At 74.3% G+C, this 14,865-nt stretch carries 13 protein-coding genes; 3 read left to right on the top strand and 10 right to left on the bottom strand.

The annotated features are described in order from the left end of the window. Positions 1-294: 294 nt before the first annotated feature. The 10 genes from CAE01nite_RS05305 to CAE01nite_RS05260 all read right to left on the bottom strand — a co-directional run bounded on the left by CAE01nite_RS05305 (position 295) and on the right by CAE01nite_RS05260 (position 11,447). Positions 295-1,200 carry a DUF6492 family protein gene (locus tag CAE01nite_RS05305; protein WP_146901032.1) on the bottom strand — a complete coding sequence of 302 codons (906 nt, stop codon included), beginning with the start codon at positions 1,198-1,200 and terminating at the stop codon, positions 295-297. Further along, positions 1,197-2,390 (bottom strand): rhamnosyltransferase WsaF family glycosyltransferase, encoded by a 1,194-nt coding sequence (locus tag CAE01nite_RS05300; protein WP_246131020.1) that lies wholly within the window; start codon positions 2,388-2,390, stop codon positions 1,197-1,199. The genes CAE01nite_RS05305 and CAE01nite_RS05300 overlap by 4 nt, the downstream gene beginning before the upstream one ends. Before the next feature lie 65 nt (positions 2,391-2,455). Beyond that, positions 2,456-3,646 carry a glycosyltransferase family 2 protein gene (locus CAE01nite_RS18720; RefSeq protein ID WP_146901026.1) on the bottom strand — a complete coding sequence of 397 codons (1,191 nt, stop codon included), beginning with the start codon at positions 3,644-3,646 and terminating at the stop codon, positions 2,456-2,458. Continuing rightward, complete coding sequence (locus CAE01nite_RS18715; RefSeq protein WP_146901023.1) at positions 3,643-5,169, bottom strand: oligosaccharide flippase family protein; 1,527 nt, start codon at positions 5,167-5,169, stop codon at positions 3,643-3,645. The genes CAE01nite_RS18720 and CAE01nite_RS18715 overlap by 4 nt, the downstream gene beginning before the upstream one ends. Further along, positions 5,166-6,389: a glycosyltransferase family 4 protein gene (locus CAE01nite_RS05285; protein ID WP_146901020.1), complete on the bottom strand. Its 1,224-nt coding sequence runs from the start codon at positions 6,387-6,389 to the stop codon at positions 5,166-5,168. The genes CAE01nite_RS18715 and CAE01nite_RS05285 overlap by 4 nt, the downstream gene beginning before the upstream one ends. Before the next feature lie 49 nt (positions 6,390-6,438). Next, positions 6,439-7,542: a DegT/DnrJ/EryC1/StrS family aminotransferase gene (locus CAE01nite_RS05280; protein WP_146901017.1), complete on the bottom strand. Its 1,104-nt coding sequence runs from the start codon at positions 7,540-7,542 to the stop codon at positions 6,439-6,441. After that, a complete protein-coding gene (locus CAE01nite_RS05275; RefSeq protein WP_146901014.1) occupies positions 7,539-8,240 on the bottom strand; it encodes an acetyltransferase in 702 nt (233 codons plus the stop codon). The genes CAE01nite_RS05280 and CAE01nite_RS05275 overlap by 4 nt, the downstream gene beginning before the upstream one ends. After that, positions 8,237-9,355 carry a DegT/DnrJ/EryC1/StrS family aminotransferase gene (locus tag CAE01nite_RS05270; RefSeq protein ID WP_146901155.1) on the bottom strand — a complete coding sequence of 373 codons (1,119 nt, stop codon included), beginning with the start codon at positions 9,353-9,355 and terminating at the stop codon, positions 8,237-8,239. Before CAE01nite_RS05270 ends, CAE01nite_RS05275 begins: the two co-directional genes overlap by 4 nt. 14 nt (positions 9,356-9,369) lie before the next feature. Continuing rightward, positions 9,370-10,377 carry an SDR family NAD(P)-dependent oxidoreductase gene (locus CAE01nite_RS05265; protein ID WP_146901011.1) on the bottom strand — a complete coding sequence of 336 codons (1,008 nt, stop codon included), beginning with the start codon at positions 10,375-10,377 and terminating at the stop codon, positions 9,370-9,372. Continuing rightward, complete coding sequence (locus CAE01nite_RS05260; protein ID WP_146901008.1) at positions 10,374-11,447, bottom strand: Gfo/Idh/MocA family protein; 1,074 nt, start codon at positions 11,445-11,447, stop codon at positions 10,374-10,376. Before CAE01nite_RS05260 ends, CAE01nite_RS05265 begins: the two co-directional genes overlap by 4 nt. A gap of 172 nt (positions 11,448-11,619) precedes the next feature. Here CAE01nite_RS05260 and CAE01nite_RS05255 point away from each other — a divergent pair, with 172 nt between their 5' ends. The 3 genes from CAE01nite_RS05255 to CAE01nite_RS05245 all read left to right on the top strand — a co-directional run bounded on the left by CAE01nite_RS05255 (position 11,620) and on the right by CAE01nite_RS05245 (position 14,816). Further along, a complete protein-coding gene (locus CAE01nite_RS05255) occupies positions 11,620-12,252 on the top strand; it encodes an acyltransferase (protein ID WP_146901005.1) in 633 nt (210 codons plus the stop codon). Positions 12,253-12,462: 210 nt separating this feature from the next. Beyond that, positions 12,463-13,326 (top strand): zinc metalloprotease, encoded by an 864-nt coding sequence (locus CAE01nite_RS05250; protein WP_186816429.1) that lies wholly within the window; start codon positions 12,463-12,465, stop codon positions 13,324-13,326. Further along, positions 13,299-14,816 carry an S-layer homology domain-containing protein gene (locus tag CAE01nite_RS05245; protein WP_146901000.1) on the top strand — a complete coding sequence of 506 codons (1,518 nt, stop codon included), beginning with the start codon at positions 13,299-13,301 and terminating at the stop codon, positions 14,814-14,816. The genes CAE01nite_RS05250 and CAE01nite_RS05245 overlap by 28 nt, the downstream gene beginning before the upstream one ends. Positions 14,817-14,865 lie beyond the last annotated feature (49 nt).

Below are 14,865 nucleotides of genomic sequence, written 5' to 3'. Positions count from 1 at the left end.
TGGGCGGACCTCGCGACCGCTCGGCCGTCCGGCACGAGCCGTCCCGCGGCACGCGACGGATCGGCGGTGCGGTCCCGCTCTCCCCCTGCGCTGTCCAGCGCACCCGTGACGTTCCCGGGGGTACCCGGTCCACCGGTGCGCGGCCATCGTAGGTTCGGTGGCGCCCGGCCGCTCCCCGAGGTACCCGCGCACGGCACGGGCCGGCGGTGCCGGGATGCGGGCCGAGGAGCGGCGCGGGAGCCTGCCAGCCGCGCGACGGCCAGGACCGGAGGTCACCGCCGTGCGACGGCGCCGTCACTCAGGAGCGCGAGCCTCCGCGGCGACCGACGACAGCGCCTGGCGGCGGGACCGGAGCGACGTGCCGGACCTGGCCGACACCATCACCGCGACGTCCTCCTCGCGGACGCCGGACAGGAACGCGGCGAGGCCCTCGTCGTCGAGCGGGATCTCGTCGGAGTAGCTGGGGCACCGCATGTCCGTCGTGTGCGGGACCGGCCGGGACCGGGACTCGATCTCGTCGACGTAGACGCCGTACAGCATCATCTCCGAGAAGTGCAGCTCCCGTCCCACGGCGGTCGCCCAGGGCGTGCCGGTCACCCGCTCGATCCGCTCGAGCATCCGCCTGACGACGGCCGGCTCCCAGACGCACGGCCAGCAGACGTAGTCGGCCCGCACCTCGTCCGTGCTCGGTGGCAGGCCCAGCAGACGACGGGCCACGGCGTGCCACCTCATGTGCCTCGGCAGATGAGGCGTCACGGCGCCGCTGCGGCGGTACAGCGGCACAGCGCCGTCCGCGGTGAAGGTCGCTGCGGTGAACGGTCGGACGAAGGCGAGATCCGAGTCGGCGATCAGCACCAGGTCCTCCCCGGCGTCCGCGACGGCGGCGAGCTTGACGACCTGCTGGGCGATCCAGCCGCGCACCGGCGGGAACGGCGCCCGGACGTTGACCCACGTGTTGAGCCCCGGAACGGCCCGCAGCTGCCGCGGCATCACGTCGCGGACGTCACGCACGGTCGTGCGCGCATTCGCCAGCCCGCCGAACAGCCGTCGGTCCGCGGCCGGGACGACGACGGTGTGGCCGACGTCGTCCGGCGCGAACCGCATGACGGAGCGGTTGAGGTCCACGCACAGCTCGTGGTCCGGCCGGTAGCTGGGTGTCAGCACCGACATGGTCCGGTGCGTGCGGCCGGGGGCGCTCATCGCGCGACCTGCCGGCCCGGCTGCGAGGCGCCGACCCCGTGCACGTGCCCCTCGACGAGCCGGACGAGCTCGTCCTGGGCGCCGCGCCACGACCGACCCCGGACGCTGGCCGCGACCTGCGCCGCGTGCGCCACCGGCTCCGGGTGCCGTACGGCCGTGGACAGGGCGTCGGCCACCGCGCCCGGCGTCGGGACCGCCCACAGCGCGTACGGGTTCGGCAGGTCCGCACGGGCGTCCGGCGAGTCGTTGACCACGGGCACCGTCCCGGCCGCGAGCATCTCCTCCGCCACCAGCGAGATGTTCGTGAAGGACATCGCCAGTCCGGCGACGGTGCGGTTGTAGAGCGCGTTGAGCTCGGCCGGGGTCAGCCCCCCGTGATGGATGACCGGGACGGAGAGGTCCCTCACCCGGTCGCCGTACACGTGGATCGGCTGGTCCGGGTGGCGTCGGTGGAACCGCTCCAGCGCGAGCCGGGCGAGGTCGTAGCCGCGGCGGCCGACGTCGGGCTTGGCGTAGAGCACGACGCCGTGCCGCTCCTCGGTGCCCAGAGGCCGGTAGACGTCGGTGTCGCACCCGAACGGGACCACGTCGACGTCGACGTCGACGACACCACGCAGGTGCTCGGCGACCATCTCGCCGAGCGCGACCAGCCGGAACCCGAACCGGTAGGAGTCCTCGGCGAGGGCGTACTGGGAGCCGCGCGGGTAGAAGAACGGCTCGAAGTCCTGCACGAAGTACAGCCGGCGCATCGGCGCGGTGCCGCGCCGGGCCAGCACGTGCGCCGACTGCCACGACGTGGCGATGCAGGCGTCGACACCGCTGATCCCGTCGGCGACGTCACGCACGTCCGCGTGGATCTGCGGCCACCCCTGCCGGATGACGTCCGCCCGGTGCCGGACGTCGCCGCCGTGCCGGTCGTAGAGGTAGAGCACGCAGCGGTGACCGGCCTCCTCCAGCGCCTGCACCATGCGGAACATCGTGGTGTGCCCCCCGGAGCGCGGGCCGGGGGGCACGGTGAGCCACCCGATCGTCAGCGGCCGGCCGGGTGGGGGCGCGGCCGCCGTCTGCGCGAGGCGGAGCTCGCCGGAGTCCGCGACGTCCTGGGGCAGGAGCGGGAAGTCGAGCGAGGCCGCGCCGGTCCGGTGGTACAGCCGGGCCGCGACCCGCTGCGCCGTCTCGTACGGACCCATGGCGCGAACGCGCCGGCCGATGGCGACGGCCCTGTGGGGTGCCGAGTGGTGTGCCGTCGAGGAGCTCATCGGTCCCTCCACCTCCTGCGCGTCGTCGTGGGCTGCCGGTCCGGCAGGGTGGTCGCGGTGTCCACGGGTGGCCGCGGCCGACGCCGCTCCCGCGTGTAGGTGCCGGTACGGCTCCATCGGAACCCGCGCCCGACGTCGTCCGCCCGGATGGCCGCCGCGGTCAGCAGCCCTGCGGCCCGCCGGGCCGGGTCGGGACGCCCGTCGAGCGCGGCCGCCAGGGTCCCCCACGCCGCCGTGGTGGCCAGGTGCGGGTCCAGCTCGAGCGCCTGGGCCATGAGGCGTCGCACCCGGACCGGGTCACGGTTGCCGCGTGCGACCTCGTACCGGCACGCGCGCAGCGCCTGCCGCACCAGCGCCTGCTGCGCGGCGGCGCGCATCTGCGCCATCTCCGGCAGCTGTGCCGCGACCCCGGCGGCCAGCTCGTCGAAGGCGGCGACGCGCTCGCCGAAGTCGGTGGCGTCGTCGACGACGCGTGCCGACAGGCTCGCGGGGTGGTCGCGGTGCCATGCCTGGTCGCACCCGCCCACATGGGCGACGTCGGAGAACGCGGCGACGCGCAGCCACATCTCCATGTCGTGCGTGTGCGCCAGCGGACGCTGGCCGCCCACCTCGGCGACGACGGACATCCGCATGAGCACCTCGGGCGAGGTGATGACGTTGTAGCCGTCGAGGCACCGGTCCCACAGCCACTGCCGGCCCGGCCACACGGTCCAGCGACGCGGCCGGAGCCGGGCCGTCGGGCGTGTGTCGGAGAAGTGCAGCGGATGGCCGTAGACCAGGCCCACGGACGGGAAGGTCCGGGCGACCGCGACCGAGCGCGCGAGCGAGCCCGGCGTGAGCAGGTCGTCCGCGTCGAGGCGGACGAGGAACTCCCCCGAGGCCCTGGCCAGCCCGTCGTTGAAGGTCCCCACGGGACCCCGGTTGACGGCGTGCGCGACGACCGAGACGCGCGGGTCGGCACCCGCGAGGCGGCGGGCGACCGCGAGGGAGTCGTCCGTCGAGGCGTCGTCCACCACGATGACCTCGACGACGACGTCCTGCTGGTCGAGCGCGCTCGTGACCGCCTCCGGAAGGTAACGGGCGTAGTTGTGACACGGGATCACGACCGACACCGTGGCCCGGGGCGTGGACGTCGCCCGAGGGACCACCCGTACCGTGCGCACCAGTGAGGTTTGGCTGGTCGTCATGGCACAGTCACCGTCGTCGCTCCGCTCGTGGGCGCAGTGCCCGTCACGGCCGGTCCGGTGGCGGTCGACCGCAGCGCACGCAGCACGGGGCGCCCGGCGAGGAGGGCATAGACCCCTGCGCCGACCAGCACGCCGACGACGAGCGTCGGCAGAGGACCGTGGACGACCTTGGACACCACGGCCGCCGCGACCGCTGTCGGCACCGCAGCTACCACTGGCATCAACAAGACGCTCAGCAGCTCGGACACCCGCGCTCCACGACGTCGGACGGCCAGCAGGTAGCACGGCAGCACCACGAGGACGGCCACGGCCACCTGGGCCCATCCCGCGCCGGTGGCCCCCCCAGCCCAAACTCCCAGAAGCACGGCCGGGACCAGGGCCAGGATCCACGCCACCTGGATCCACAGCACCGGGCGGCTGGAACCGCGTGCGATCAGGTAGGTGGCCATGAGGTCGAAGACCACGCGAAGCGCGCCGAACGCCGCCAAGGCAGCGAGCGCACCCGCTGCGGGCCGCCACCTGTCGCCGTACAGCAGCACCACCACTGGAGCGCTCAGCACAGCAAGCAGGCAAGCGACGGGAACCGCTGCTGCCCATGCCAGCCGGACGGCGAACGCGAGCCCCCCGTCACCGGCCCCCTCGCCAGGGGCGCGCTCCGGGTCGTCCGCCGTGGTCACCGTATTCGGCTCGGGGTCCTGAAGGCGGGCGAACGCCGCGAGAGCGACAGGTCGGATGGTCTGACCGATGACGGTCAGAGGCCAGCTCGCGACGTTGAAGGCGAGCACGTAGTACCCCAGCGCCACCTCGCCGGCCCCCCGTGACAGGACGACCTTGTCCACCGCGAGAAGACCCATCGACAGCAGATTGGCACCTGCGAGCGGCAGCCCGCATGCGACGGCGTCGCCGGCCACACCCGCGTCGAACCCGAACCTCGGCCTCGTGCGCGACAGCAGGAACTGGGCGCCGGTGGCGCACGGCTGAGCCACCAGCCGGGATACCGCCAGAGCCATCGGACCCCAGCCGGCGAGGACGAGCACGAGGGTCACGACGGTCCCGACCCCGAGGTCGATCGCGCCGGTCGCGAAGATCTCGCGCTGCTGGAACTCGCGCTGCATGCGTGCGTACGGGACGACGCCCGCTGCGGAGATCACCAGCGTGCCGGCGAGGAGGGCGATCAGCGGTGCCGCGCGCTCGCTCCCGAGCGCCTGCGCCACTGGGACGGCGGTCACCGCCATGCTGACGGCCAGCAGGACACCCGAGGCCACGCTCAGGGTCGCCACCGTCGGCTCGAGCCTGCCCGGCTGCGCCGCCCGCACGAGGTACGTACTCAGGCCGAGATCGACGAACGTCACGAGGACGCCCTGCACGGCGAGTGCGATGGCGAAGACCCCGAAGTCCTCCGGGGCGAGCAGCCGGGCGAGCACGATGCCGATGAGCACGTTGCCGAAGCGGAGCACGATGTTCCCGGCGCTGCCCCAGGCCAGCCCCCGCCGGACGCTGCCGCTCAGTCCCATGTCGGTCATGCCGCGGACCGCTCCCCCCACGCGTCCCCACCCGTGACTCGACCCGCGGCAGGGATGCGCGACCGAGCGAGGGCGAGCTTGAACTTCGCGACGTCGACGGCGCAGCGGCGCAGCGCGCGGGCTGTCGCTGCCTTCGTCGGCCGGTGCGCGACCGCATCCTCGTAGACGCCGGCCTGGGTCCGGGCGGCTGCCGCGAGGCTGTACCTGTCGAGAACCGTCTGTCGCCCGAGCAATCCCAAGCGGGCGCGCTCCGCGGGGTCGTCGAGCAGGTCACGCAGTACCGACTCCAGATCTCGGCCGTAACCGGGGCCCGTACCGAGCCATCCGTGGTGGAGGAAGCCATCGACCGTGGTGGTGGTCAGGGGCTCCCACCCGCCGTGCTCTCCCTGGACGACCAACGGCTTCCCGAACGCCATGCCCTTCAGCGCGGAGCTCCCCATCCCGAGCACGACGTCGGCGGCGTCGTAGGCGCTGCGCGGATCGAGCAGCTGACCGGTCACGACGACGATCGGCCTCCCGGCGGCGCCATTGACGGCGGCGGCACGATCCCGGACCTGAGCCGCTGCCGGCCCTGTGCCGACCACGAGCAGCCGGACCGGCGAGGTCGACGCAAGCCGCCCGACGGTGTCGATGGCATCCAGCACGCCGTCGACCTTGCCGAGGTCGCTCGACAGCCGGCACACCACGGCGACGACGACGTCGCTCCGCACGAGGCCGAACGACGTCCGCGGGTCCGTACCTCCGCCTCCCGGGGCATTGCGGACGAGGTCGATCGGCGGCTCGATGAGGTGCACGCGACCCCGTCGCGCCTGCTGCTCCTCGTACAGCCGCCGCGTGCCCACCACGAGAGGCTCGTGGCGCGGGATGTGGTCGGGGACGTCCATGGACAGCACGGTGGTGACCATGGGCGTGCCGAGAGTCCGGTGCGGTCCGAACGCCAGGTCGAGCGACGGTCCCCACTCGTAGCCGTGCACCACGTCGATGCCTCGCGCGACCACCAGCCGCTCGAGCGCCGCCATGTTGGCCCGCGACGGCCAGCGGAACTCCTGGGGGGACCTGATGTACTCCAGACCGAGGTCGGCGACCATGGTGCACAGATCGCCGCCCGGACCGAACAGCACGACCTCGTGGCCCGCGACGGCGGCTTGGTGGGCGAGCTCGACGGCGTTGATCTGGCTGCCTCCGACCTCCATCACGCCGGGGTACACGAGGAGTCTCATGCTGCGGCCCGCCGGCCGTGTCGCCCTGTGCCGCCGCTCCACAAGGACGTCACCGGAGCGCCTCGGCCACGGTGCGGACCACCGTCTCCTGCTGCTCCACCGTGAGGTGCGGGTGCAGCGGCAGGGACAGGATGCGGCCCGACGCGGCCTCGGCGACCGGGAAGGCCCCCCGACCCAGCCCGAGGTGGGCGTAGGCGCCCGTCAGGTGCACCGGCGTCGGGTAGTGGATCCCGGCGCCGATCCCGGCGGCGTGCAGAGCGGCGAGCACGCGGTCGCGCTCCTCGACCTGGACGACGTAGAGGTGCCACACGTCCTCGTTGCCCTCGGCGCTGGTCGGCACCCGGACGCCCTCGACCCCGGCGAGGAGCTCGCCGTACCGAGCCGCGGCCTCCCGGCGGCGCTCGTTCCAGCCGGCCAGGCGGCGCAGCTTCGCCTCGAGCACCACGGCCTGCACCGTGTCGAGCCGGGAGTTCATCCCCACCAGCTCGTGCTCGTACCTGCGTGCGCTCCCGTGGGCGGCGAGCACCCGGACGGTGCGGGCGACGTCCGCGTCGTCGGTGGTCACCGCTCCGGCGTCCCCCGCCGCCCCGAGGTTCTTGCCGGGGTAGAAGCTGGTGCCCGCCGCGAGCCCGAAGCTGCCGGCGGGTCGGCCGTGCCGGCGCGCGCCCTGCGACTGGGCCGCGTCCTCCACGAGCGGCACCCCCGCGTCCGCAGCGATCTTGAGCAGCTCCTCCACCGGCGCGACCTGGCCGAACAGGTGCACGGGGACGAGGGCCCCCGTCCGCGGGCCGACCGCGGCGCGGACCGCGTCGGGATCCATGAGCAGGTACCGGGGATCGACGTCCACCGGCACGGGCACCGCGCCGATGCGGGACGCCGCCTCGGCGGTGGCGATGAACGTGTTGGCGGGCAGCACGACCTCGTCACCCGGGCGGACGCCGGCCGCCCGGAGCGCGAGCTCCAGGGCGTCCGTGCCGTTCGCGACGCCGACGCAGTGCTGGACGCCGAGCGCTGCGGCGTAGGCGGCCTCGAACCGCTGGACGGCCGGGCCGCCGACGAAAGCGGTCGTGGCGAAGACCTCCTGCAGGCCCGCCCGGACCTCGTCGTCCACCTCCACCTGCTGGGCGGCGAGATCGACCAGGGGGATGTTCATGGGTGCACCGTTCTCTCGTGGGCGGCTGCTGCCGCGGCGTGGGCCCGGCCGAGCGGGCGGGCCGGGACGCCGGCCCACGTCTCGCCGTCCGGCAGGTCGGTCAGGAGGGCCGCGCCCATCCCGAGGGTGGCGTCGGCGCCCACGCGGACGCGCTCGCGCACGGAGGCGTTCATGCCGAGGTACGCGCGGGGTCCGACCTCGACGCCGCCCCCCAGGCTGACGCCGGCGGCGAGCGTCGCGAAGTCCCGGACACGGTCGTCGTGGGTCAGGGTGACGTTCGGCATCACGACGACGTGGCGTCCGACGGACACGTCGCTGGTGAGGACCACCCCGGCCAGGAGCACCGAGCCGGCGTCCACCGTGCAGCCCGGGGGGACCTCCACGGAGGGGTGGAGCACCGTCGCGTAGCGCCGTCCCGTCACGCCCCGCCGCTCCAGGCGGTCGACGAGGGCCGCCCGGTCGGCGCCGCGCCCCACGCACACGACCACGCCCGCGTCCGGCCACGACTCCAGCGCGTCGAGGCCGCCCAGGACGGGGACGCCGTCGACGTCACCACCGTGCGTGGCCGGTGCGTCGTCGACCACGCCGACCACCCCGTGCGGGCCGTGCCGCCGCACGACCGCGAGCACCTCGCGGGCCAGGCCGCTCGCGCCGACGAGGACCAGGGGGCGCGGAGCGGACGCGCCGCACGCCGTCATCGGCCCGCCGAGCGCAGCGCGTCCACGACGCGTGCCTGCTCCGACTCGGACATCTGGTGGAACAGCGGCAGGATCAGCGTGCGGTCCGTCAGCCGCTCGGTGACCGGCAGCGGCACCGATCCGTGGTCGCCGCCCCGGTACGCGGGCTGCCGGTGCGTGGCCATGATGCCGCGGCGCGCCGAGATGTCGGCGTGGGCGAGGTGCTCCAGCAGACCGTCACGGCTCAGCGGGAACCCCTCGGTGACCTCGACCCAGTAGGACTGGAAGTTCCCGGTCCCCCACGGCGGGTCGGCGACCGCGCGCAGGCCGGGGACGTCGGACAGCTGCTTGGCGTAGACCTCGGCGAGCTGGCGGCGCCGGGCCACGACCTCGGGCAGGCGCCCCAGCTGCACGATCCCCACGGCGGCCTGCAGGTCGGTCATCCGGTAGTTGAACCCGACCTCGAGGTACTCCTCCGCAGGCGCCAGCACGGTGGCGTGGCGGTCGGCGGCGGAGACGCTCATCGCGTGCTCCCGCAGCCGCCGGGCGCGCACGGCCCAGGCCTCGCGGGAGGTCGTCACCATCCCGCCCTCGCCGGTGGTGAGGATCTTGCGCGGGTGGAACGACCACGCGGCGATGTCCGCGCCCGCGCCGACCGGCCGGCCGCGGTAGGTGGAGCCGGCGCCGCACGCGGCATCCTCGACGACCACGATCCCGCGCGGGTCGGTCAGGGCGCGCAGGTCGTCCAGGTCCAGCGGCACGCCGCCCTGGTCCACCGCCACGACGGCGCGCGTCCGCGGGGTGAGCACCGCCTCGACGGTCGCCGCCGTCACGTTGCCGGTGACCAGGTCGACGTCGGCGAAGACCGGCCGTGCGCCGACGTACGCCACGGCGTTCGTCGTGGCGACGAACGAGAACGACGGGACGACGACGTCGTCACCGGGACCCACCCCGGCGACGACCAGCGCCAGGTGCAGCGCCGTCGTGCAGGACGACACCGCGACGGCGTGCTCGGCGGCCTGGGAGCGCGCGAAGGCGGCCTCGAAGGCGGCGACGCGCGGGCCCTGCGCGACCCACCCGGACTCGATGACCTCCGTGACGGCGGCCACCTCCTCCGGGCCCAGCCACGGCTGCATCACGTTGATCCGGCTCACGCGGGCACCGCCCGCGTCACGTCCACGCGGCCGGCCGCGATCTCCTCGCGCTGCGGCCGCCACCAGCTCACCAGCTCGCGGAGGCCCTCCTCCAGCCCGACCTGCGCGGTGAAGCCCAGGTCGGCCCGGGCCGCCCTGGTGTCCGCCAGTCGCCGCACGACGCCGTTGACGGCGCGCTCGGGCCCGTGCTCGACCTCGAGGTCGGAGTCCATCGCCCGCAGCAGCGCCCGGGCCAGACCGAGCAGGCTCGTCTCCGTCCCGCTGGCGACGTTGTAGACGCCCTCGACGACGTCGGACGTCGCGGCGAGCACGTTGGCCCGTGCCACGTCGCGCGTGAAGACGAAGTCCATGGTCTGCCGGCCGTCGCCGAAGATCAGCGGCGGGAGGCCGTCGGCGATGCGCTCCATCCACCGGACCAGCACCTCGGTGTACAGGCCGTGCACGTCCATGCGCGGCCCGTAGACGTTGAAGTAGCGCAGCATGACGTGGTCCAGGCCGTACATCGCCCGGAAGCTGCGGGCCATCCCCTCGTTGAAGGACTTCGCCGCGCCGTAGAACGTGTCGTTGTGGTGGTGGTGGTGCTGCTCGGTGGTCGGGAAGTGCTCGGCCATCCCGTACACGGACGCGCTCGACGCCATGACGAGCTTGGCCACCCGGTGCTGCGCCGCCGCCTCCAGCACGGTGAACGTGCCGTCGACGAGCACCTCGAGGGCGAGCCGCGGCTCCTCCGCGCACTGGGTGATCCGGATCGCCGCCTGGTGGAAGACGACGTCGGACTGGCGCACGAGGTCGTGCACGGTGTCCCGGTCCCGGATGTCGCCCTCGACCAGCTCCACCCGGCCCGTGCCCATCGCGTCCGCCAGGTTCGCCCTCCGCCCGCGCACCAGGTTGTCGAGGACGACGACGCGCGACGCGCCGGCGTCGAGCACCTGGTCGACGACGGTCGAGCCGATAGTCCCCGCTCCCCCGGTCACCAGGACGTGGGCCCCCGTGAGCGCCGTCACGCCGTCGCTCCCGACCCGACAGGCTGGCGTGCCTTGAGGACCTCGTGCCCGACGGCCCCGACCATCCGTCCGCCGTCGGCGAGGCTCAGCGAGGTGGACTCCAGCACGTCCAGGACGCGGAGGCCGGCCCGTCCGTCCGTCAGCGGGGCACGCCCCTGGTGGATCGCCGCGGCGAACTCGGCGACCATGACGCCGAGCGCCTCGCGCTCCGGCATCGCGGGCGCCCAGGCATCGCCGAGCCGGTACGACACGCGAGCCGTCGTGCGGTCCGGCAGGGTGTCGCCGAGGTCGACGCCGCGGTCGTACACGGTCAGTCGCTGCTGCGGTGCCAGGTCGTCCCAGACCACCGTGCGCTTGCTGCCGCCGATCACCATCTGCCGGATCTTCGTCGGGCTCAGCCAGTTGACGTGCACGTGCGCGATGGCTCCGTCCGCGAGCGGGAGCGTGAGGTAGCCGACGCACGCCCGCCCGGCCCCGAGCGGGTCGGCGCCCTGGGCAGCCACGCCGGTGGGCACCAGGCCGCCGGGGAGGATGAAGTCCAGGATGGACAGGTCGTGCGGCGCGAGGTCCCAGAAGACGTCGACGTCCGGCTGGACGAGGCCGAGGTTGATCCGCACGGAGTCGACGAAGTGGATGTCGCCGAGGGAGCCGTCCGCGATCAGCTCCCGGATCTTCAGCACCGGCGGTGTGTAGCAGAAGGTGTGGTCGACCATCAGGACGCGGCCCAGCTCGGCCGCGCGGGTCACCAGCCGCCGTGCAGCGGCGCCGTGGTCGGCCAGGGGCTTCTCGACGAGCACGTGCTTGCCCGCCTCGAGCGCCGCCAGCCCGAGCGCCGCGTGCGTCCGCGCGGGGGTCGCGACGGCGACGGCGTCCACGTCGTCACGGGCGAGCAGCTCCTGCGTCGAGGTCATGATGTCGACCGTGCTGCGCGGCCCGACGACCCGCCGCGCACGGTCGGCATCCAGGTCGCACACGGCGACCAGGTCCCAGTCCGGGCAGCTCCGGAAATTCCTTGCGAGGTTCGGGCCCCAGTAGCCGGCCCCGATGACTGCCACCCTCAGCGGCTCCATTCAGATCTCCCGTCTGCTCGACCGGAAGTCTTGCGACGGCACGAGGCACACGTCACCGAAAAGCGCGGTAATTCGCCCCCTGCGGGGGTGAAGGCAGGTAGGCGGGCGACGCCGTGCGGCCCATAGGGTGCGCGTCATCGCCGAGCACCCCTGCCGTCCCCGGGAAGGACCCATGAGCACACAGGACCGCGACCCCGACCCCGTGCCGCTGCGACCCGCGCTCGTCGAACCCTCGGCGGACGTCGACGACCGGGCGGTCCTCGGCCCGGCGACCCGCGTCTGGCACCTGGCACAGGTCCGCGAGGGCGCCGTCGTCGGCGCCGAGTGCACCATCGGCCGCGGTGCCTACCTCGGCCCGGGCGTCCGGCTCGGCGACCGCTGCAAGGTGCAGAACCATGCCCTGCTGTACGAGCCGGCGGTGCTCGAGGACGGCGCCTTCGTCGGTCCGGCGGTGGTCTTCACCAACGACGTCCTTCCCCGCGCGGTGAACCTCGACGGCTCGCTCAAGTCCGGCGAGGACTGGCATGCCGTCGGCGTGACGGTCCGCACGGGTGCGTCGGTCGGCGCCCGCGCCGTGTGCGTCGCGCCCGTGGTCGTCGGACGCTGGGCACTCGTGGCCGCCGGCGCCGTCGTGACCCGGGACGTGCCGGACTTCGCCCTCGTGGTCGGGGTCCCCGCGCGGCGGGTCGCCTGGGTGGGGCGCTCGGGAGAACGTCTTCGACCGGACGGACCCGGACGGTGGCGGTGCCCGTCCACGGGCGAGCTGTACCTGGAATCCGACGGTGCCCTCGCTCCGGCCGACTGACCGGCCGCTCAACCCACGGCGGCGCCCGCCGATCCCTTTACGTGACCTCCCCCCCACCGCCTCCTCGCGCGGCGCGCGTCCGCGCCGATCGGCCTCGTCACCCTCGCCGTCGCGAGCGGCCTGGCGGCGGGCCCGGCCGGGGCCACCGCCACGGGCACCACCACCAGCGCACCGGCGAAACCCAGCCCGAACGGCGGGCACACCCTGACCGTGCTCCCGGTCCACTGGACCGCACCGCCCACCACCACCGCCGAGCTCACCTCGCTCGGCGACACGGTCGCCAGCTTCTGGAGCGCGCAGTCGGCAGGGGCGCTGACGACGACCGTCAGGGTGCGCGACTCGGTCGCCGTCACCGACCCCGGCACGTGCGACCCCGGCACCCTCGCGAGCGTCGCGCTCGCCGCGCACGGCGTGAAGGCGGCGGCGGACCCGCGCACGCACGTGGTGTTCACCTTCCCGCGGCGGGCCGACTGCGGCTGGGACAGCACCTCGACCGCGGGCGGCTCGGAGATCTGGGTCAACGGCGCGTCCGGTGCCTCCACGTGGGCCCACGAGTTCGGGCACAACCTGGGCCTCGGCCACGCGAGCCAGCTGGCGTGCACCGGCCCGGACGGTCCGGTGCCGTTCTCCGACGACTGCACGGTGCTCGACGGCAAGGACCGTCCCGACGTGATGAGCGGGCCGCTCGAGCGCTGGATGGGCGAGCCCGCGTTCGACCTCAACGCGGCGCTGACGTACGGCTTCGGGTGGGGCGAGGTCGTCGACGCGTCGGCGACCTCGGTGACGACCGTGGACCTGGCCGAGTGGCCGCGCGGCGAGGGCACGCGGGCCGTGCGCCTGCCGATGGCGGCGGGCGGCGACTTCTTCGTGCAGGACCGCACCTTCGTGGGCATCGGCCCCTACCCCGACCTCCACGACGACGTCGAGGTCGTGCGCCGCGTCCTGGTCGACGGCGTGCCGACGAGCCAGCGCATCCTCCCGCTCGCCGGCGGCCGGCCGAGCCGCCCGAGTTGGAGGACCGGACGTGGTCGCTCGACGCCGACGCCGTGCTCCGTCTGCCGGGCTGGACGGTGAGCACGCAGGACATCCGCGGCACCAGGCAGGTCACCGTCGTCCCCGACGGCGTCGACGTCGTGCCGCCGAGCGCGCCGGTCCTCACGTCCCCGGCCGGGGGCTGGGTCGGCCAGGGCATCGACGTGAGATGGCAGCCCTCGTCGGACCAGGTCGGCGTCGTCTCCTACGCCGTGCTGCTCGACGGACGCGAGGTCGCCGTCGTCGGTCGCTCCGTGGTCGGCACGTCGATCACGGCCACCATCGGCGCGCACACCGTCGCCGTCCGGGCGCTCGACGCAGCGGGCCACACGTCGACGAGCCCGGCCGCGGCGCTCCTCGTCGGCGAGGCGCCCACGACGCCGGTCATGCTGCCGCGGCCGCAGCCGGTCGATCACGGCATCCGCGTCTTCTGGGAGCCGGTGGCGGTCGTGCCGCCGGTCACCGGCTACAGCGTCGTCGTGCGCGTCAGCGGCAGCACCTGGCCACCCGAGGAGGTGGCCCGGGTGACGGCACCGGCCGGCTCGACGTCGGTGGTCGTCGACGGCCTCACGAACGGCGTGGAGCACGAGGTGACGGTGGAAGCCGTCAACGACGTGGGACCGTCGCCCTCCTCCAGCGGGCACTGGGACGTGACGCCGGGTCCGGTGGCGATCACCTCGCCCGAGCCGGAGACCGACGTCACCTCGCCGGTCGAGCTGGGCTGGGAGGTGACCGGCATGGACGACGTCGCCTACTTCCTGGTGAGCGTCGCCGGCCGCCCCGTGCGCTTCGTGCCGGCAACGGCCCGCAGCGTCTCGCTGCCGATCCTGGCCGGCGGCTACCCCGTGGAGCTCGGCGTCCAGTCGGTGCGCGCCGACGGCACCGCGGAGCCTGCGTCGACGGTCCGGGTGCGCCCTCCCACGGGCGCCCCCACCGTGCTGTTCCCGACCGTCCCCTGGACGCACCCCTTCTACGACGAGATCTTCTGGCTCGCGCAGGCCGGGATCACCCGGGGTCGCGCGGACGGCACCTTCGGGTCGTCGGCGCCGGTCAGCCGTGAGGCGATGGCGGCGTTCCTGTTCCGCTACGCCGGGGGTGACGTCGGCGACTACGTCCCGCCGGCCACCGCGGAGTTCCCCGACGTGCCGGTGACGCACCCCTTCTTCCGCGAGATCTCCTGGCTCGCCGAGGCCGGCATCACCAGGGGCCGCGCCGACCACACGTTCGGGCCCGGGGACGCCGTCTCGCGCGAGGCGATGGCGGCGTTCCTCCACCGGTTCGCCGAGGCGGCCGAGAGCGGCTACGTGCCCGACGCCGAGAGCCCCTTCGCCGACGTGGCGCCGGACCACCCGTTCTTCACCGAGATCTCGTGGCTGTACGAATCGGAGATCTCCCGCGGGCGACCCGACGGCTCCTTCGGACCCGCCGAGCCGGTCTCCCGCGAAGCGATGGCCGCGTTCCTGAGCCGCGCGTCCACCGGAGCCGCCGGTGTGGTCGCGAGCCCCGGCGCGCTCCGTGCGGCGGAGGCGTGACGGTGCACCGGGTCGCACCCGGCGACCGGGCGCCCCTCCAGAGAGCGCC

The organism is Cellulomonas aerilata (assembly GCF_007991755.1).
Lineage (GTDB): Bacteria > Actinomycetota > Actinomycetes > Actinomycetales > Cellulomonadaceae > Pengzhenrongella > Pengzhenrongella aerilata.
The sequence above is the reverse complement of the archived record's forward strand: the minus strand, read 5'-3'. Positions and strand labels throughout refer to the sequence as shown.